Consider the following 17198-nt stretch of genomic DNA (forward strand, 5'->3'; position numbering starts at 1 on the left):
CTCCAATGGAAAAGCGTACCGTCTTCAAAAGCACGTGGCTGCCTGTGCTCTTCGCCCTGCCGCAGTTCCTGCTTATCCTTCTGTTCTTCTATTGGCCGGTCGCGGCGGTGCTGAACTGGGCATTCACCCTGGAGCCGCCCTTCGGCGGCCAGGCGGAATTCGTCGGTTTAGCCAATTTCATCGAAACCTTCGGCGATCCGCTCTATTGGCAGTCGATCCTCACCAGCCTGATCTTTGCGGTCGCCGGTCCGTTTTTCGCGATCCTCATCGGCCTTGTGCTCGCCCTTGCGGTCGATCGCCAGCTTCCCGGCTCCGGCTTTTTCCGGGTGCTTTATATCCTGCCCTATGCGATTGCCGGTCCCGCCGCCGGCATGGCCTTCCGCTTCATCCTGTCGCCGGAACGCGGCATCGCCGCATCGCTGAATTCCTGGTGGCCCGATATCTGGAACCCGGCCAAATACGGCGAGCACGCGCTCATCCTCGTCATCGTCATCTTCATCTGGAAATGGGCGGGCTACACCTTCATCTTCCTGTTCGCCGGCCTGCAATCCGTACCGCGTTCGCTGACCGAGGCCGCCGCCATGGACGGTTCCGGGCCCATTCGCCGCGCCATCGACATTCAGGTGCCGCTGCTGGCCCCGACCCTGTTCTTCCTCACCGTCATCATGATGACCGAGGGTTTCGTCGGCGCCGATACGTTCGGCATCGTCGCCTCCACCACGGAGGGCGGCCCCAACCACGCCACCGAAGTGATGGTGTACCGCATCGTCAGCGAGGCCTTCGAGGGGCTGAACTATTCCGGCGCCTCGGCGCAGAGCCTCGTCCTCATCGGCCTCATCATGGTCTTCACCTTCATCCAGTTCCGCTTCGTCGAGCGGCAAGTCCATTACAAGTGAGGCGGCGATGATCCAGCGCACACCCTATGCCGACGCCCTGACCTATGCGATCATGGTGGCCGGCTTCTTCCTGCTCATCGGCCCCTTCATCGTCGTCATTTCCGGCGCCAGCCAGTCGGTCCAGCAGGTCAACAGCGTCCCTTTCAACTTCATGCCGCAGGGCGAATTCTTCACCAATGCGCAAGCGGCCTGGCAACGCGCCAATCTCGGCAACGCCCTCCTCAACAGCATGATCATGGCGACGCTGGTGACCATCGGCAAGGTGGCCCTTTCGGCCTTCACCGCCTTCGCCATCGTATTCTTCCGCTCGCCGCTCAGGCACCTGTTCTTCTGGACGGTGTTCATCACCCTGATGCTGCCGCTCGAAGTGCGCGTGGTGCCGACCTATTCGGTCGCCGCCGATCTTTTCCAGCCGTTCCGCTCCATCCTCGGCCTGTTCGGCATCGAGGTCACCTTGGAATGGAACCTGCTGAACTCCTATGCCGGCCTTACCCTGCCGCTGATCGCCACCGCCACCGGCACCTTTCTCTACCGGCAGTTCTTCATGACGATCCCCGACGAGTTGGCGGAGGCCGCGCGCATGGACGGTTCGGGTGCGGCGCGTTTCTTCGTGGACATGCTGCTGCCGCTGTCACGCACCAACATGCTGGCGCTCACCACCATCATGTTCGTTTATGCCTGGAACCAGTATCTGTGGCCGCTGCTGATGGTCACCGACCCGTCCTACAAGACGGTGATGATGTCGCTGCGCGCGCTTCTGCCCGCCGATGACGGCACGCCGGACTGGAACGTCACGCTGGCCGGTTCCCTCATCATCATCCTGCCGCCGCTTCTCGTCGTGGCCTTCCTGCAACGCTGGTTCGTCCGCGGCCTCGTCTCGTCCGACAAGTAACAGCGCGGCTTTCAACAACAAGGTTTCCCATCATGGCTCAGATCGATATTCGTCAGGTCCGCAAATCCTATGGCAAGACGCCCACCCTGCACGGCGTGGACCTCACTTTCGACTCCGGCGAATTCGTCGTCATCCTCGGCCCGTCGGGCTGCGGCAAATCCACGCTTCTGCGCATGATCGCCGGTCTGGAGGACATCACCTCCGGCGAGATCGCCATTGGCGGGCGGGTGGTCAACACGCTGGAACCGCGCGAACGCGGCTGCGCCATGGTGTTCCAGAACTACGCGCTTTATCCGCATATGTCGGTCGCCGGCAATATCGGCTATGCGCTGAAAGTCGCCGGCGTTCCCAAGGCCGAACGCCAGCGCCGCATCGAGGAAACCGCAAAAATCGTCGGCCTTTCCGATTATCTGGAGCGCAAGCCCGCGGCCCTTTCCGGCGGCCAGCGCCAGCGCGTCGCCATGGCCCGCGCCATCATCCGCGAACCTGCGGTGTTTCTCTTCGACGAGCCTCTCTCCAACCTCGACGCCAAGCTGCGCGTAACCATGCGCGCGGAAATCCGCAAGCTGCACCAACGCCTCTCCGCCACATCCATCTTCGTCACCCACGATCAGGTGGAGGCCATGACGCTGGCCGACCGGCTGGTGGTGATGAACAAGGGTAATGTCGAGCAGGTCGGCCATCCGCTGGATATCTATCACCGCCCGGCCAGCACCTTCGTTGCCTCTTTCATCGGCTCGCCTGCCATGAACCTGTTCAACACGAGGGTGGAGGTGGAATCCCCCGCCGTGATGCTGCATGGCACGCCCGTAAAGCTCTTCCCCGAAACCGCGCTGGAACTGCGCGGCCGCGACGTGACCGTCGGCATCCGCCCGGAACAGTGCGTGGTCAGCACGGATGGCGCCGGCGTGCCGGCAGTCGTGGATTTCGTCGAAGAACTGGGCTCGGGCCGCATCGTCCATGCCGATATCGCCGGCGAGACCTTCTCCGCCGCCATCGGTGAGGACCTCTCGGTAAAACCCGGCCAGCGCATCCACCTCGATCTCCCCGCCGCTCACCTTCATTTCTTCGATCCGGCCACGGGAAAACGGATCGAAACCGAGGGCGCCGTCGAAACCACCCGCATCGGCAACGAGAAATTGCTGGCGGTCTAGAAGATTTCCCGTGAACGGGGGTTCGCGGGGGAGTGCACTGGCCTTCTGTTTTAACGCATTGTCCGGACGTGAAAGCGATTTCGCTTTTTACTCAAAAATGCTCCAGCGGCCGCGCAAGGCGCGTCCGCTGGAGCCTCGGATATAGTCCGCCGCACGGGATCGGATTGGGCCGGGCCGAGTCCGGCCGGATTTGGGAACATTATACTACTGGCGGCTTGCGGCTTGCGGCTTGCGGCTTGCGGCTTGCGGCTTGCGGCTTGCGGAACGCACAAATTACATCAGGAAATTCAATCAAAATTCTGAATTTGCGATATTTTATCGTAAACAATCGCCTGGGGAATATCCGACACCAGCCGTCTTGCCGTGGCCACGAGCTGCTCCACCTCGAAGATGACCGGCCGGCCGGCCGCCGTCACGAGGCCCCACTGGAACGGGATGTGGAACGAGAGCGGTATGACGCGAACACCCTCCACCGGCAGCCCCAGAGGGTAATCGATTCGACGATTGCGACACCGAGACCCATGCGTGCCAGCGAAAGCGAAACATAGGTCGCATTGCTGTCGATCACGGAGGAAAGGTCGACGCCGAGGCTGGAAAGCACATCGTTGATCCGCATGCGCAGGCGAAAGGGGTTTGCCGAAGCGATGAGCCGGTTTCCGGCAAGGTCTTCGGCGGAGATAACCGTTTTCCCGGCGAGCGGATGATCTTCCGCCACCACGGCCACGCACGGCACCTCCCCCAGCCAGTGAATGTCGACGCCGGGATTGTCGAGCGGAAGGCTGACGGCGCCGAGATCCGCCGTGCCCGCCATCACCGCCTGCACGACATTTTCCGAAGAAATGCTCTGGAGATGCACATGATCGGGAAACCGGTCGGCCGGCAGGGCGGCGAGCGCCCGTGGCAGGAGGCTTGCGGCAATCGCCGGAATGGAAGCGACCTCGATGGCCGTGCGGCGCGCGGCGTGAATGCGCCTTGCGCTTTCGCCGATCGTTCTGAGACCGCCGAGGAACAGTTCCGCCTGCGCGAAAAAGGCCACCCCCTTTTCGGTGGGCGTGATGCGGGGGCCGTTGCGGTGCAGCAGCGCGAAGCCGATTTCACCCTCAAGGTCCTGAATGAGGCGCGTCACGACGGGTTGAGACTTGCCCAGCGCCTTGGCCGCGCCGGTGATGCTGCCGATCGACACCACGGCCACGAAAGCCTCGAGCTGCCGCGTATCGAGATAGTCAGACGCCATTTTCCACTCCGCCCCAAGACCTGTATTCAAGGCCTGTGTTCAAGACCTGTGTTTCTGCCTCATCGTCACCAAGCGCTATACCGGCCCGCGATCCTCATGGCCAGCCGGCAGCCAAAGCGCCTCGCGCCCGTCGAAAGGATCGGGAGTAGCGCCAAACCCGGCGGGGCCCGCCCGCAGAACCATTGGTTTTTCGGCACGATATTGCGGCCACTCACCATTCGGGGCACGGGGCCGTTCGTCCTTTATGAAGGAGGCCCACAGATCGTGGATCGCTCTTGCAAAGCCCGCATCCGCCACCCGCTGGCGCTCGGGCAGTTCGCGGCCATTCGAACCATCGCGATACCAGACCGAGCCGACCTCCGCCCCGTGCGGCGCACCCAGCTCATCGGCCTCCAGCGGGCCGTAGAGATATTTATAGACCGGATTGAAACGGGCATGCAGCCCGGCGAAACGCATCGCCGGAAGCTGGAAGACGAGATCGCCGGCAACCGCGCGCCAGATGCCGCGCGGGCTGTGGCCTGGCAGCGCCCTGCGATAACGCTCGACAATAAGGGAGCCGGTGAGGCCACGCGGCAGAACCCGCTCATGCAGCAATTCCGCGCAAAGCGCGAAATCCATTTTCGGCTGCGCCGTCGCATGGGTCACATATTCGCCCGTCGTGCAGCCGATCATCATCGGCACGGCGGCGGTGCGGCCTTCGCGTGCGGCAATTTCCGAATGCTCCGGCAGGCTTACCCTATCGATAACCGGAACGAAGGGCACGCCGAGCATCGAGGCTGCGCCGTCGCGGGCGAAATCATGCTGCTCATAGGACTGGTTGCAGAGATCGCGCTGAATTTCGAGCAGCCGGTGCATGGGCAGGGCTGCAAGCGAAGCCTCATCGGCATTTGCAGCCGCCAGAAACCGGCGCGTCAGTCTGGCGGCATCCCCCATCGAGGCGATTCCCGTGCTTGCACCGCTCTGCGGCATGGCCCGGTGGAAAAGCCCCTGCGCGCCCGGCATGGCCATCAGCGCCGCGACGGCAAAGCCACCCGCCGAGCGCCCGGCCAGCGTCACCCGGTCCGGGTCGCCACCGAAGGCGGCAATATTGTCGCGCACCCATTCCAGTGCGGCGACAAGATCGAGCAGACCGCGATTGTCGGGCCTGCCTTCAAGATGGAGGAAACCGAGCGCGCCAAGGCGATAATTGACCGTGACCTCAACGATGCCGCTTGCCGCGAAAGCGCCGCTCTGCAGCACCGGTTCATTGGCGGAACCGACCGCGTAACCGCCGCCATGGATCCAGAACAGCACCGGCGCCCTGCCCGCCGGATCGGGCGTGCGGATATTGACGGTGAGGAAATCCTCGCCGAAGGCCAGTTTCGAGGTCGCGGCGGTGCCCACCGGGCCGTAAGTGGGAATTTGCGGGCAGACGGGGCCAAGCCGGGTGGCGTCCCGCGCGCCCTGCCATGGCGACACGGGCTGGGGCGCTTCAAAGCGGCGTTCGAGCGTGACGGGCGCGGCATAGGGCACACCGAGAAAGGCGTGAATTCCGTTCTCCAACCTGCCCTGCAATGTACCGGCTGCCACTTTCAGCATCGTCATGTCACAGCACCTTGCGCAGCCCGATCAACCGCTCGACCGCCACCACGACGATGACCGAAATCAGGATGAGGATAACGGAAAGAGCGGCAATCTGCGGATCGGTGGAATATTCCAGATAATGATAAATTTCCGTCGGCAGCGTCGAGGATTTGACCGAGACGATGAAGAGCGAGATCGTCGCTTCGTCGAAAGAAATCAGGAAGGCGATGACGGCACCGGCGATGAGGCCGGGGCGGACCAGCGGCAACGTAATGCGCCACAGCACCATGGCCGGCGATGCGCCGTGAACGCGCGCCGCCTCCTCGACACGGCGATCCACCGCCATCAGGCTCATGGTGATGGTGCGCACCGTATAGGGCGTGGTGATGCCGAGATGCGCGAGGAAAATGCCGGTATAACTATCCAGCAGGCCAAGCGGCCCGAGCACCAGCATCACGCCGACGGCGAGCACGATATGCGGCACGAGGAAGGGTGCGAGGATGAGGAAGTTGATCGCGCTCTTGCCGCGGAATTCGTGCCGTGAGAGCGCCAGCGACAGAAGCAGCCCCGCGAAGATCGAGACGAAACCGACGAGCAGGCCGATGCCGAGGCTGCGCCAGAAAGCGGAGATGAATTTGGCATTGGCGAAAACCTTGGCATAGGAGCCGAAGGACAGGCTTTCCGGCGGAAAAGCCAGATATTGCCGTGTATCGAAAGAAATGATCAGGACGACGATGATCGGCGCCAGAAGAAACAGGTAAAGCAGTGTCAGCAGAAGCGCGTGGGCGAGACGTCCGAATTTCGCATCCATGGCCGGCCTCACGTCTCAAGCGCGCGCATGGCGCGCTGGTAAATCACGATCACGCTGCCGAACAGCACGAGCAGCAGCACCGAAAGGGCAGCCGCCAGCGGCCAGTTCAGCGTCACCGTCGCTTCGTTATAAACCTCCGTGCCGATGACGAAGACGCGGCCGCCGCCCATCAGGCGCGGGGTGACGAAGGAGGAAATCGCCAGCACGAAGACGAGAAGCGCTGCGGTGAGAACGCCTGGCAACGAAAGCGGCAGCACGATGCGGGTGAACACGCGCAGGCGGTTCGCGCCGAGCATGGCGGCGGCTTCCTCCAGCTGCGTGTTCAGCCGGCCGAAACCGCTCAGCATCGCCAGGATCGCATAGGGCATCAGGATTTCGATCAGCGCGACGGTCGCGCCGAAATAATTATTGGTGAGCCGTATGACACCATCCGTCAGCCCGGAAGATTGCAGCGCGGTATTGATGACGCCCCTGTCCCCCAGAATGACCATCCAGCCATAGGTACGCACCACCGAGGAGGTGAGAAGCGGCGCGACGGCAAGCGCTGTCAGCACCCCGCGCCAGCGGCTTTGGGTGCGGGCAAGGAAAAGCGCGATTGGATAGGAAAGAACGACCGCGAAAATGGCGACATTCACCCCGAGATAAAGCGTGTTCCAGGCGATCTTCCAGTAAAACGGGTCGAACAGCACGGTCCTGTAGGATTCAAGCGTCCAGTCGCCGCCGCGAAGGGCGGCCATGGATGAGGAGGCAAAGGAGGCGCGCACCAGCCAGATGAGCGGCAACAGAAACGTCGTCAGCAGTGCGATGAGGCCCGGCAGAAGCAGGAGAAGCAAAACGCCGCGATGCGACGTGCCGCCGCCGGAAGCATGGCTTGCCGCCGCCATCAAGCCGCCTCCCCGATCAGCGTCACATCCTCCGGCGCAACAGAAAGCGTCACGCGCTCGCCCTTTGCCGGCAGAGCGGCGGCATGGGTGGGCAAATCGGCCTGCAGGCGATGATCGCCGGCGCGCACGCCAAGCGTCAGCATCTGCCCGCGATAGGTGACGTGCTCGACAATGCCGGAGAAAGCATTGACGCCATCGCCAAGCAGAAAGCGATGCGGGCGGACCAGAAACCGCGCTTTCTGGCCGACCGGGACAGCGCCTGCGAAATGCAGGAAGCCGAGACCGGGAATCTCAGCCCGGCCCGGCGCAACCACGGTGCCCGTAAGGAACGAGCCGGCGCCGATGAAGGAAGCGACGAAATCGGTTTTCGGCCGGTCGAAAATCTCACGCGGCGTGCCGATCTGCTCCAGCCGGCCTTCGGACATGACCGCGAGCCGGTCGGCCATGGACAGGGCTTCGTCCTGATCGTGGGTGACGAAAATGCTGGTGACGCCGGTGCGGTTCTGGATATCGCGGATTTCATCGCGCATCTCGTCGCGCAGCTTGGCATCGAGATTGGAAAGCGGCTCATCGAACAGCAGCAGAGCGGGTTCGATGACGAGAGAGCGGGCAATCGCCGCCCGCTGCTGCTGGCCGCCGGAAAGCTGGGAGACGCGCCTTTCGCCGAAGCCGGAAAGCTTGACCAGATCGAGCGCCTTCGCCACCCGCTCCTTGCGCTCGGATTTTGGAACGCCGCGCATTTCCAGCCCGAAAGCGATGTTTTCGGCGACATTCATATGCGGAAACAGGGCATAGGCCTGAAAGACCATGCCCATATTGCGCCGGTGGACCGGGGTTGCGGAAATATCGCGACCGTCCAGCCGGATTTCGCCCGAGGTTACCGGGATGAGGCCGGCGATCATGCGCAGGATCGTCGTCTTGCCGCAGCCGGAAGGCCCTAGCAGCGCCAGCATTTCCCCGCGCGGCAGGGAAAGGCTGACGTGATCCACGGAGGGCTTGAGGGCGCCCGGATAGGTCTTCACGAGATTGTCGATCTCGACATGATGATCGGCCATGGCGTCCTCTGCTTCCTGTCTCAATTCGCCGCGATGACCTCGCGGTTGATCCGCTGTATCCACGCCGAATATTTATCCGCCACGAAGTTCCAGTCGAGGGAAGACTGCGCGGCCTGGGCTTCCTTGCTGCCATAGATGCGGGCGGCAACGGGTTCGCTGAGCGCGACCTTGCTGTTGACCGGACCGTAGAAGCTCTTTTCGGCGAAGGTCGCCTGCGCCTCGGCGCTCAGCGCATAATTGACGAAGAGTTCGGCGGCCTCTTTGTTGGCGGAGCCTTCGACCAGACCGATGGTGTTGGTCTGGCCGATGGAGCCTTCCTTCGGCAGGGCGATCCCGATCTTGCCGCCCTGCGTGTCGTGCAGATATTGCGCGCGGCCGTTCCAGCAGATGGAGAGATCGACTTCGCCGCTCTGCACCACCGCATAACAATCCGGTGCGGGCTCGAAGGTTGAGACGCTCGGCGCAACCTCCTTCAGGAAATCGATGGCCGGATCGATGGAGGTCTTGTAGTCGCCGCCCTTCAGCTTGGTGAGGATCGGCAGCAGAATGACGCCGCGCGTATCGGAAAGCTTGGCGGCGATCTTTCCCTTGTATTTCGGATCGGCGAGATCGGCCCAGCTTGTCGGCGGCTCCTTCACCGTGTCGGTATTGTAGAGGATGGCGAGATTGTCCTGCGAGAAGGCGACGGCGCGGTCGCCATCGATGCGCGCCCATTCCGGCTGTTCGGCGAGGTTCGGCACCTTGGCGGCATCAAGCTTGGTGAACAGCTCTTCCTTATTCGCCTTGATCGCCACCGAAACGTCGATCAGGGCGACATCGACCTTCGGCTCGGCGCGCTGAAGGGTGAGGAGCGCCAGCGTTTCGGCCGAATTCTTGCTCTGCTGATAATTCACCTCGATGCCCGGATGTTGGGCCTTGAAGGCGTCGATGATGAATTTCTGGTAGTTATCCGCAAAGACGCCGGAGAAGCCGACGATGTTGACGGTGCCCTTCGTCGCATCCTGTGCGAAGACGATGCCCGAGAGCGATGCGATTCCGGCGGCAACGATGCCGACGACGAGAGCGGCCCTGCGGCGCTGATGAGCATTTTTCATTTCAGTTGCCTCCGTTTGTTTTCGATATTGTCAGTTTACGGGCCGCCAGGCGGCATCCAGCACACGCAGCCAGTTCTGGCCGAGAAGTTTGAGAACGAGCGTTTCGCTCCAGCCGCGCGCCAGCATGCGGGCGGTGATATTGGGCACCTCGCCGATGCGCTCGATGCCCTTCGGCTTGGAAATCTTGACCGTCGCGAATTCCGTCAGCGTGCGGGCCGTGCCCTTGTCGCGGTTGGCCCAGAGCTGCCAGGGGCCGGGACGCGGTCGCTCCTGCGAAAAATCCGTGCCGATGCCGACATGATCCTCGCCGACGAGATCGATGACATAGGCCATGGCGTCGAGATAATCCTCGACCGTGGCGTCGTTTCCAGCGGCAAGTCCCGGCGCGAAAAGGCTGATGCCGACGATGCCGCCCTTCTCCGCGCAGGCCTTGAAGAGTTCATCCGGCTTGTTGCGCTTCACATCGCGCAGCGCCCGCGGCAGCACATGCGAGATACAGACCGGCGCTTGCGAGCGGGCGATGACATCGGCCGTCGTTCTGTCGCCGACATGGCTCAAATCGCAGAGCACGCCGACGCGGTTCATCTCCGCCAGCACCTCGCGGCCGAAGCCGGTCAGGCCGCTGTCGTTTTCTTCGAGATATCCGGCGCCGGAATAGTTCTGGGTATTGTAGGTCAGCTGCATGATGCCGACGCCGAGATCCTTGAAGATTTCGACGTAATCCAGCTTGTCCTCGAGCGGCGAGGTGTTCTGCCAGCCGATGATGATGCCGGTTCTGTTCTCGGCCTTGGCCGCATGAATATCGGCGACCGTCCGCACCGGACGGATCAGGTCGTCGTTTTCCCGCAGGAAGCGCTTCCATTCGCTGACATAACCGATGCCCTCGCGGAAATTTTCCCAGATCACGCTGGAGACATTGACGGCGGTGAGGCCGCCGGCGCGCATGTCCTCGAATATCGACCTGCTCCACTGGCAGGTTTGCAGACCGTCGATGACGATGGCGTCATTATGGAGTTTTGCGGCATCGGTCATGCGGATGTCCTCACTGCGGATTGTGAAAGCTGCTCTTTGAGCGCCCCAAGGGCGCGGCTGACGAATTCCAGACGGTCCTGCCCCCAGAAGAGTTCGCCGTTCACCACATAGGTCGGCGTTCCGAAAATCCCGAGACGTTCGGCCTCTGCCAGATTTCCCTGCCATTCCGCCACGATGTCTTCCGGCTGCGGATCGCGAACGAGTGCTGCACCTTCCGAGCCGAGGACGGCCTGCGCGATGGTGCGCAGTGTGTCGAGATCGGCAATGTCGCGCTCTTCGCTCCACAAGGCGCGCTGGATGGCGAAGGACAGGCTGATTGCATCGAGCCCGGCCTTCTGCGCGGCGATGACGAGCTGGGCGGCCCGTTCGATGGTGGCGCAGGGGTAAAATTTCGGCGTCAGGTTGAGCGGCATGTCGAGATAACGCCGCCACCGGTCCAGCTCCACGGCATGATAGCTTTGCCGCGCATCCGGGCGGCTGCGCAGCGGAATGCCGCCATTGGCCTCGATGATACGGATGGGGCGCAGCACGATTGCGGCACCATGCGTGCGCGCGACTTCCACGGCCCGTGGCGCGCCGAAATAGGCCCATGGCGAAGAAATGCCGTAAAATATCTCCAGTTTCAGCGCCGCTTCAGCCATTGGCATGCTCCTTGATCCTGTCCTGCGCGTCCGCATCGCGCCATTCTTCACCGGTGATTTCAGCGGCGTCGTGGTTCATGAAAGTCTCGAAATGACGGGCACGGTCTTCGACGAAGAGAGACCTGGCGATGCCCTGCGCCAGCCGCTCCGCGCCCGGGCTGACGGCCGGAATGCCGCTGGTGATTTTCCCGTGGGAGGGAACAGCCGGATAGGCGAAGCAATGGATGCGGGAAATCGCCTCCGCCTCGGCGACCGGCAGACCCGGTTTTGGCAGAAACTCGAAAGCCGGCCCGAGATAGGGATAGGACCCCAGCGCGTCATTCTCCTCACCGGCCGGCGGCTGATAGGCGTCACGCCAGAGCAGAACGCCGTCGCTCAAGGCCGCAAATTCCGGCCGCCGGGCGAAATCGACATCGAATCCGGTGGCGAAAATGATGAGATCGGCCGGATAGCGCCCCTTCGGGGTCTCGATTTCCACCGCATCGCCCGCTTCCGTCAGGCTGAGAACGGGGCTGCCCAGATGGAAGAACGCATTGTCATGGCGCGAGACCCGGAGGACGCTGTGGCGCGGCGGCGGAATCTGTGTGCGCTCCGCCTCGACCATAAAGGCCCAGCGGTCGGCATCGGGCAGACCGATATAACCGTGGGTCATGCCGAGGCTGGCGATACCGCCGACTTTTTCAACCCGGGGGATATCGGGCCTGCGAATGAAAAGATCGACGCGGGCCGCCCCCGCCTCCAGTGCTGCGGCTGCATTGTCCATCGCCGAAGCACCGGCGCCGACCACCGCGACACGTTTGCCGCGCCATGCACCCACATCGAATACGTCGCCGCTATGGCGCACGAAGCGGGCGGGAACCATTTTCGCCACATCCGGCAGGCGCGGCGCACCGAGACCATCGAGCCCCGTCGCGAGGATCACCCGACGCGCCAGAACCCTGGCCGGACCTTCCGGCCCCAGAAAATCGAGAGCGAGCAGGCCATCCTCGCGCAGAACGAGATCGGCAAGTTCGGTTTCGTTGCTCACCGGCAGCGCCAGCACATTGCGATACCAGACCATGTAAGCCATCCAGGCTTCACGCGGTATGAGCACCATCTCCTCATAGGCGCGCGCACCGAACTGCGCCTCGAACCATGCGCGGAATGTCAGGGAGGGTACGCCGAGCGCCGGCCCGGCCAGCTCCTTGCGGGTGCGCAATGTCTCCATGCGCGCACTGGTCACCCACGGGCCTTCCCGCCCGCTGGGCGCCCTGTCGAAAGCGCGGATATTGTCGATCCCGGCAAATGAAAGAGCCGCAAGCGCGGTCAGCCCGCAGAGCCCGGCGCCGATGACGGCGACATCCAGCACCTCGGAACCGTTGCGAGAGGTGCGCGGCACCCACGGCTTTGCCGGTCGCTCAAGCAGGGCGAGTTCCTGCGCAAGCCTCGCCTCCAGCGCCGGCAAGCCGCCCGCATTCACAGACACTGCGTCGGTTTTGCGATCTTCCATCATGTTATTTCTGAATTAATGAGCGTTAAAAATTCTATTTAAGCATCATAAGAAACACAGAAGCGGAAATCCGGAAAGCAAAAATCTTCTAATCATTCGCAGTTTTCGGCAAATTTTCGCGCAAGCGGCAGGGAGTGAAGCTCGGCCCGCCGATTCTTGCGCTCGACGGGATGGAAACAAGACCGGCGCGGGTGACCGGATCATCGCCAAATGCAGAATTTCAGCAAAAATCTTTCGGTTCGGAAATCATAATCGGAATAGTCTTTGCCGCGCCAATCCCCCGGCGGGGATATCGTCGCGACGAGCAAAGACCTGCCTGCGGCTGCAGCCCTCCGCAACGCGCCGCGCGACCCAAAACATCGACGAAAGTGAAGCCCAATGGCAAATGATCGCAAACTGCATCTCGGCGCCTTCATGCGGCCCGTCAGTCTCCACACGGGTGCATGGCGTTATCCGAGCGCCTTTCCGGATGCGAATTTCAATTTCGCCCATCTGGCGCGCTTCGCACAGCAGCTCGAGGCCGCGAAGTTCGATGCATTCTTCATGGCCGATCACCTGGCGGTGCTGAACATGCCCACCGAGGCGCTGCGCCGCAGCCATACCGTCACCTCCTTCGAGCCTTTCACCCTGCTTTCGGCCCTCGCCGCCGTCACCTCCCGCATCGGGCTGGTCGCCACCGCCTCCACCACCTTCGATGAGCCCTATCACGTCGCCCGGCGTTTCGCCTCGCTCGATCACCTCAGCAACGGTCGCGCCGGCTGGAACATCGTCACCACGTCAAATCCCGACGCGGCCCGGAACTTCGGCCGCGCGGAACAGCCGGATCATGCCGAGCGCTATGGCCGCGCGCGGGAATTTTACGATGTCGTCACTGGTCTCTGGGATTCCTTTTCCGACGACGCCTTTATCCGGGATGTCGATAGCGGGCTGTTCTTCGATCCCGAAAAGATGCATGTGCTGGACCACAAGGGACCTGAATTTTCCGTGCGCGGACCGCTCAACATCGCGCGCCCGGTGCAGGGTTGGCCCGTCATCGTGCAGGCCGGAGCTTCCGAGCCGGGACGCCAGCTTGCCGCCGAGACGGCAGAGGTGGTTTTTGCCGCAACCCCCACGCTTGCGGCGGGCAAGGCTTTTTATAAGGACGTCAAGGACAGGACCGTCGCGGCGGGCCGTTCGCGCGACGGAATTGTCATCCTGCCGGGCGCTTTCGTTCTCGTCGGCGACAGCGTGGAAGAGGCGAAGGTCAAACGCGCCAGGCTCGACAGTCTCGTCCATTATGACAGCGCAATCGCCTCGCTCTCGATTGCGCTCGGCCACGATGTTTCCGGCTTCGATCCGGATGGTCCCCTGCCTGATATTCCGGAAACGAACGCCAGCAAATCCAGCCGTGAAAGGGTGATCGAGCTTGCCCGAAGCGAGGGCCTGACGGTGCGCCAGCTTGCGCAGCGGCTGGGCGGTTATGCGGGTCTTGCCTTCGTCGGCACGCCTAAGACCATCGCCGACGAGATGGAACAATGGCTCCATGAGGAGGGTTCGGACGGTTTTAATGTCACCTTCCCTTTCCTGCCTGCCGGCCTGGACGACTTCACGACGCAGGTGGTGCCGGAACTGCAAAGGCGCGGGCTGTTCCGCAAGGACTATGAGGGGCCGACATTGCGCGACCATCTCGGCCTGCAACGACCAGCCAATCGTTTTTTCAGCTGAATAAAGCGCCATCGCGCCGATCGCGCTCCCGGTAGGGAGATTTTCCACGCGGCTCGCAAAGTTTGGCATGAGGTTCCAGAAGGGCGGATTGACCTCAAAAACACCCGCCCATACCCTTTAAGTACACAAAATACATAAATTAGGTGAATTAATATGAAGGCTGAACATTCCCGCCGCCAGATCCTCAAACTCGGCATTGCCGGCGCTTTTGCCGCGCCGCTTGCCACGGGCAAGGCGCTGGCCCAGAGTTCCCCGGAATTTCCTGCCGAGCTGAAGCTGGACTGGGGATTTTACTCCTCCCATACGCTGCTGATAAAGAACAAGGGCTGGCTTGAGGAGGCTTTCAAGGATGTCGGCACGAAGATCACCTGGGTGCAGTCCCGCGGCAGCAACAATTCGCTCGAATTCCTGAAGGTCGGCTCGACGGATTTTGCCGGCTCGGCCGCCCTTTCCGCCTTTCTCGCCCGAGCCAACGGCGTGCCGCTGAAGGTGATCTATGTGGCGAGCTGGGGCGGTTCCTCCATCATTCAGGTGCGCCCGGATTCGCCCGTCAAAACCGTCGCCGATCTCAAGGGCAAGACCATTGCAGTCACAAAGGGCACCGCGCCCTATTTCACCCTCGTCCGCGCGCTTGACCAGAACAAGCTGTCCATCGACGACCTCAAGGTCGTGAACCTGCAGCATCCGGAAGGGTTCAACGCGCTACAGCAGGGTCAGGTGGACGCCTGGGTCGGCATCGATCCGCACACATCCCAGGCCGAGCTTGCCGGCGACCGGGCGATTTTCGACGAGCGCAGCTGGCGCGACGGCAGCGTCTTCAGCGTCTCCGAGGAGTTTCTGGCCAAATACCCGAAAGCGATCGACAGACTTCTCGGCGTCTGGGTGCAGACGCAGAAATGGATTCGTGAAAACAAAAGCGAATTCATCGATTTCGTCACGCAGGTCACCGGCAACGATCCCAAGATCACCCGGCTGACAATCGAGAAGCGCGACTGGAACAATCCCGTTCCGGGCGAGGAACTGCTGAACTCGATCCGCATCGTCACGCCGCTTCTGGGTGACGACGTCCTGCGCCCCGGCGTCAATGTCGACAATGTCCTGTCCTCGCTGAGCGATCCGGCACCGGCGAAAAAGGCGCTTGGCGCATGAATTCCCATCCGCGCGAATTCCAGCGCGTGAAACAGACTGCGGGACAATTCCCTTCCCGATTGCCGCTTGTGCAAAGGGTGGGGAATTTCCTTGGCCGTTTCGACCTGCGCGGCGCAATCGTGCCCGTCGGGTCGTTGCTGCTGCTTGAGCTTTTCGTTCGCCTCGGCTGGGTCAGCCCCTATGTGCTGCCGCCGCCTTCCGAACTTTACGACACATTCCTGCGGCTTGCGGAAGGTCCGCTGTGGACGAATGTTGCGGCCAGTACCGCCCGCGTCTTCGTCGGCTTCGTCATAGGTTCCCTGCTCGCCATCGTCGTCGGTTCGCTTGTCGGTCTGGTGATTGCCGCCGAACGTTATCTCGAGCCGACGTTTCAGGCGCTGCGGGCGGTTCCCAGCCTTGCATGGGTGCCGCTGCTGATGATCTGGTTCGGCATCGGCGAAACCTCGAAAATCGTGCTGATCGCCAAAAGCGCATTCTTCCCGGTCTACCTCAACCTCTTTTCCGGCATCAGGAATGTCGACCGCAAGCTGGTGGAGGTGGGCGAGATGTATCGCCAGCCGCTGCCCGTGCTGGTGTGGCGGATTTTCATTCCCGCCTCGCTGCCGCATCTCTTCACGGGCCTGCGTTACGGGCTGTCGCTTGCCTGGCTGAGCGTCGTCGCCGCCGAACTTCTGGCCGCCTCGGAAGGTATCGGCTACATGCTCTCCGACGGGCGGGAGCTTTCCCGGCCCGATCTCGTCATGATCGCCATCATCTGCCTTGCGGTGCTGGGCAAGATTTCCGACAGCCTCTTCAAGATCGTCGAAGACCGATGCCTGCGCTGGCGCGACACCTATCCGCTTCAGCAGGGAGGACGCCTGCGATGAGTTTGCTGAATGTCGATGTGCACGAAAAGGCTTTCGGCGACACGGTGATCCTTCAGGATATCCAGCTCACGCTGGGGGATGGCGAGGCGGCGGTTCTTCTCGGCCCCAGCGGCTGCGGCAAGAGCACGCTGCTGCGCATAGCCGCCGGCCTCGACCGGCGTTTTTCAGGCGCGGTCAGGGTTCAGCAGGACGAGGAGCAGGCATCCAACTCACCGCCCATCGCCTTCGTCTTTCAGGAACCCCGCCTGATGCCCTGGCTGACGGTTGCGGAAAACATCGGTTATGCGGCGGGGAGGAAATATGATGTCGGGCGCGTGGAAAGGCTGATCGACGATGTCGGTTTGAGCGGCCATGGCGGGGCGCTGCCGAAGGCCCTTTCGGGCGGCATGGCGCAACGTGTGGCAATCGCAAGGGCGCTCTATACCGAGCCGCGCATTCTGCTGCTCGATGAACCCTTCAGCGCGGTCGATGCTTTCACACGGATGAAGTTGCAGGACCTGGTGCTGAAGCTCGTCGAACAGCGCGGCATCTCCTTCCTGCTCGTCACCCACGATATCGACGAAGCGCTCTATCTCGGCGACCGGATTTACATGATGGGCGCCCATGACGGCCGTATCCAGCAGCGGATAGAGGTGGACGTGCCGCGCCCGCGCGACCGGCGGTCTCCGCAGCTCGCAAACCTCAAGAACGAGGTGCTGACCGCCCTGCACAATGCCCACGTCATCTGAGGAACA

At 62.3% G+C, this 17198-nt stretch carries 16 protein-coding genes; 7 read left to right on the top strand and 9 right to left on the bottom strand.

Translation table 11 applies throughout. From position 1 onward, the window contains the following. Window positions 1–5 precede the first annotated feature (5 nt). From L904_RS14415 to L904_RS14425, 3 genes are read left to right on the top strand one after another with little or no spacing between them, the layout of a single operon-like run. A complete protein-coding gene (locus L904_RS14415; protein ID WP_020811712.1) occupies window positions 6–896 on the top strand; it encodes a carbohydrate ABC transporter permease in 891 nt (296 codons plus the stop codon). Between the two features lie 7 nt (window positions 897–903). After that, window positions 904–1788: an ABC transporter permease subunit gene (locus L904_RS14420; RefSeq protein WP_020811711.1), complete on the top strand. Its 885-nt coding sequence runs from the start codon at window positions 904–906 to the stop codon at window positions 1786–1788. 32 nt (window positions 1789–1820) lie between these two features. Beyond that, window positions 1821–2942, top strand: a complete 1122-nt coding sequence (locus tag L904_RS14425; protein WP_003520204.1) for a sn-glycerol-3-phosphate import ATP-binding protein UgpC — start codon at window positions 1821–1823, stop codon at window positions 2940–2942. A gap of 412 nt (window positions 2943–3354) precedes the next feature. Here L904_RS14425 and L904_RS14430 read toward each other — a convergent pair whose 3' ends face one another. The 9 genes from L904_RS14430 to L904_RS14470 form a co-directional block, all read right to left on the bottom strand. Beyond that, a complete protein-coding gene (locus tag L904_RS14430; protein ID WP_245303285.1) occupies window positions 3355–4176 on the bottom strand; it encodes a LysR family transcriptional regulator in 822 nt (273 codons plus the stop codon). 75 nt (window positions 4177–4251) lie between these two features. Next, a complete protein-coding gene (locus tag L904_RS14435) occupies window positions 4252–5760 on the bottom strand; it encodes a carboxylesterase/lipase family protein (RefSeq protein WP_020811709.1) in 1509 nt (502 codons plus the stop codon). A gap of 1 nt (window position 5761) precedes the next feature. Further along, entirely contained in the window at window positions 5762–6550 is a 789-nt protein-coding gene (locus L904_RS14440; protein WP_020811708.1) for an ABC transporter permease, read from the bottom strand. Window positions 6551–6558: 8 nt separating this feature from the next. Further along, window positions 6559–7434: an ABC transporter permease gene (locus tag L904_RS14445; protein WP_020811707.1), complete on the bottom strand. Its 876-nt coding sequence runs from the start codon at window positions 7432–7434 to the stop codon at window positions 6559–6561. After that, window positions 7434–8489: an ABC transporter ATP-binding protein gene (locus tag L904_RS14450; RefSeq protein WP_020811706.1), complete on the bottom strand. Its 1056-nt coding sequence runs from the start codon at window positions 8487–8489 to the stop codon at window positions 7434–7436. The genes L904_RS14445 and L904_RS14450 overlap by 1 nt, the downstream gene beginning before the upstream one ends. Window positions 8490–8509: 20 nt before the next feature. After that, complete coding sequence (locus L904_RS14455) at window positions 8510–9583, bottom strand: ABC transporter substrate-binding protein (RefSeq protein ID WP_020811705.1); 1074 nt, start codon at window positions 9581–9583, stop codon at window positions 8510–8512. Window positions 9584–9613: 30 nt separating this feature from the next. Continuing rightward, a complete protein-coding gene (locus tag L904_RS14460) occupies window positions 9614–10615 on the bottom strand; it encodes a dipeptidase (RefSeq protein ID WP_020811704.1) in 1002 nt (333 codons plus the stop codon). Then, entirely contained in the window at window positions 10612–11256 is a 645-nt protein-coding gene (locus tag L904_RS14465; protein ID WP_020811703.1) for a 2-hydroxychromene-2-carboxylate isomerase, read from the bottom strand. Before L904_RS14465 ends, L904_RS14460 begins: the two co-directional genes overlap by 4 nt. Then, window positions 11249–12748, bottom strand: coding sequence for an FAD-dependent oxidoreductase (locus L904_RS14470; protein WP_020811702.1), 1500 nt, complete (start codon window positions 12746–12748; stop codon window positions 11249–11251). Before L904_RS14470 ends, L904_RS14465 begins: the two co-directional genes overlap by 8 nt. Before the next feature lie 375 nt (window positions 12749–13123). Between L904_RS14470 and L904_RS14475 the strand changes: the two genes are divergently transcribed. The 4 genes from L904_RS14475 to L904_RS14490 all read left to right on the top strand — a co-directional run bounded on the left by L904_RS14475 (window position 13124) and on the right by L904_RS14490 (window position 17192). After that, on the top strand, window positions 13124–14449 hold the full coding sequence (locus tag L904_RS14475; protein WP_020811701.1) for an LLM class flavin-dependent oxidoreductase: 1326 nt from the start codon (window positions 13124–13126) through the stop codon (window positions 14447–14449). A gap of 153 nt (window positions 14450–14602) precedes the next feature. Continuing rightward, window positions 14603–15598 carry an aliphatic sulfonate ABC transporter substrate-binding protein gene (locus tag L904_RS14480; protein ID WP_020811700.1) on the top strand — a complete coding sequence of 332 codons (996 nt, stop codon included), beginning with the start codon at window positions 14603–14605 and terminating at the stop codon, window positions 15596–15598. Continuing rightward, window positions 15595–16464: an ABC transporter permease gene (locus L904_RS14485; protein ID WP_020811699.1), complete on the top strand. Its 870-nt coding sequence runs from the start codon at window positions 15595–15597 to the stop codon at window positions 16462–16464. Before L904_RS14480 ends, L904_RS14485 begins: the two co-directional genes overlap by 4 nt. Beyond that, window positions 16461–17192: an ABC transporter ATP-binding protein gene (locus tag L904_RS14490; RefSeq protein ID WP_020811698.1), complete on the top strand. Its 732-nt coding sequence runs from the start codon at window positions 16461–16463 to the stop codon at window positions 17190–17192. Before L904_RS14485 ends, L904_RS14490 begins: the two co-directional genes overlap by 4 nt. Window positions 17193–17198 lie beyond the last annotated feature (6 nt).

It is taken from the genome of Agrobacterium sp. LY4, assembly GCF_001526585.1.
Lineage (GTDB): Bacteria > Pseudomonadota > Alphaproteobacteria > Rhizobiales > Rhizobiaceae > Agrobacterium > Agrobacterium leguminum.

What these genes read in the sequence shown, in the direction of transcription:
- L904_RS14435 (WP_020811709.1), bottom strand. Translation starts at nt 5,760, where the DNA reads ATGACGATGCTGAAAGTGGCAGCCGGTACATTGCAGGGCAGGTTGGAG.
- L904_RS14415 (WP_020811712.1), top strand. Translation starts at nt 6, where the DNA reads ATGGAAAAGCGTACCGTCTTCAAAAGCACGTGGCTGCCTGTGCTCTTC.
- L904_RS14470 (WP_020811702.1), bottom strand. Translation starts at nt 12,748, where the DNA reads ATGATGGAAGATCGCAAAACCGACGCAGTGTCTGTGAATGCGGGCGGC.
- L904_RS14440 (WP_020811708.1), bottom strand. Translation starts at nt 6,550, where the DNA reads ATGGATGCGAAATTCGGACGTCTCGCCCACGCGCTTCTGCTGACACTG.
- L904_RS14465 (WP_020811703.1), bottom strand. Translation starts at nt 11,256, where the DNA reads ATGGCTGAAGCGGCGCTGAAACTGGAGATATTTTACGGCATTTCTTCG.
- L904_RS14475 (WP_020811701.1), top strand. Translation starts at nt 13,124, where the DNA reads ATGGCAAATGATCGCAAACTGCATCTCGGCGCCTTCATGCGGCCCGTC.
- L904_RS14480 (WP_020811700.1), top strand. Translation starts at nt 14,603, where the DNA reads ATGAAGGCTGAACATTCCCGCCGCCAGATCCTCAAACTCGGCATTGCC.
- L904_RS14430 (WP_245303285.1), bottom strand. Translation starts at nt 4,176, where the DNA reads ATGGCGTCTGACTATCTCGATACGCGGCAGCTCGAGGCTTTCGTGGCC.
- L904_RS14490 (WP_020811698.1), top strand. Translation starts at nt 16,461, where the DNA reads ATGAGTTTGCTGAATGTCGATGTGCACGAAAAGGCTTTCGGCGACACG.
- L904_RS14445 (WP_020811707.1), bottom strand. Translation starts at nt 7,434, where the DNA reads ATGGCGGCGGCAAGCCATGCTTCCGGCGGCGGCACGTCGCATCGCGGC.
- L904_RS14485 (WP_020811699.1), top strand. Translation starts at nt 15,595, where the DNA reads ATGAATTCCCATCCGCGCGAATTCCAGCGCGTGAAACAGACTGCGGGA.
- L904_RS14455 (WP_020811705.1), bottom strand. Translation starts at nt 9,583, where the DNA reads ATGAAAAATGCTCATCAGCGCCGCAGGGCCGCTCTCGTCGTCGGCATC.
- L904_RS14460 (WP_020811704.1), bottom strand. Translation starts at nt 10,615, where the DNA reads ATGACCGATGCCGCAAAACTCCATAATGACGCCATCGTCATCGACGGT.
- L904_RS14450 (WP_020811706.1), bottom strand. Translation starts at nt 8,489, where the DNA reads ATGGCCGATCATCATGTCGAGATCGACAATCTCGTGAAGACCTATCCG.
- L904_RS14425 (WP_003520204.1), top strand. Translation starts at nt 1,821, where the DNA reads ATGGCTCAGATCGATATTCGTCAGGTCCGCAAATCCTATGGCAAGACG.
- L904_RS14420 (WP_020811711.1), top strand. Translation starts at nt 904, where the DNA reads ATGATCCAGCGCACACCCTATGCCGACGCCCTGACCTATGCGATCATG.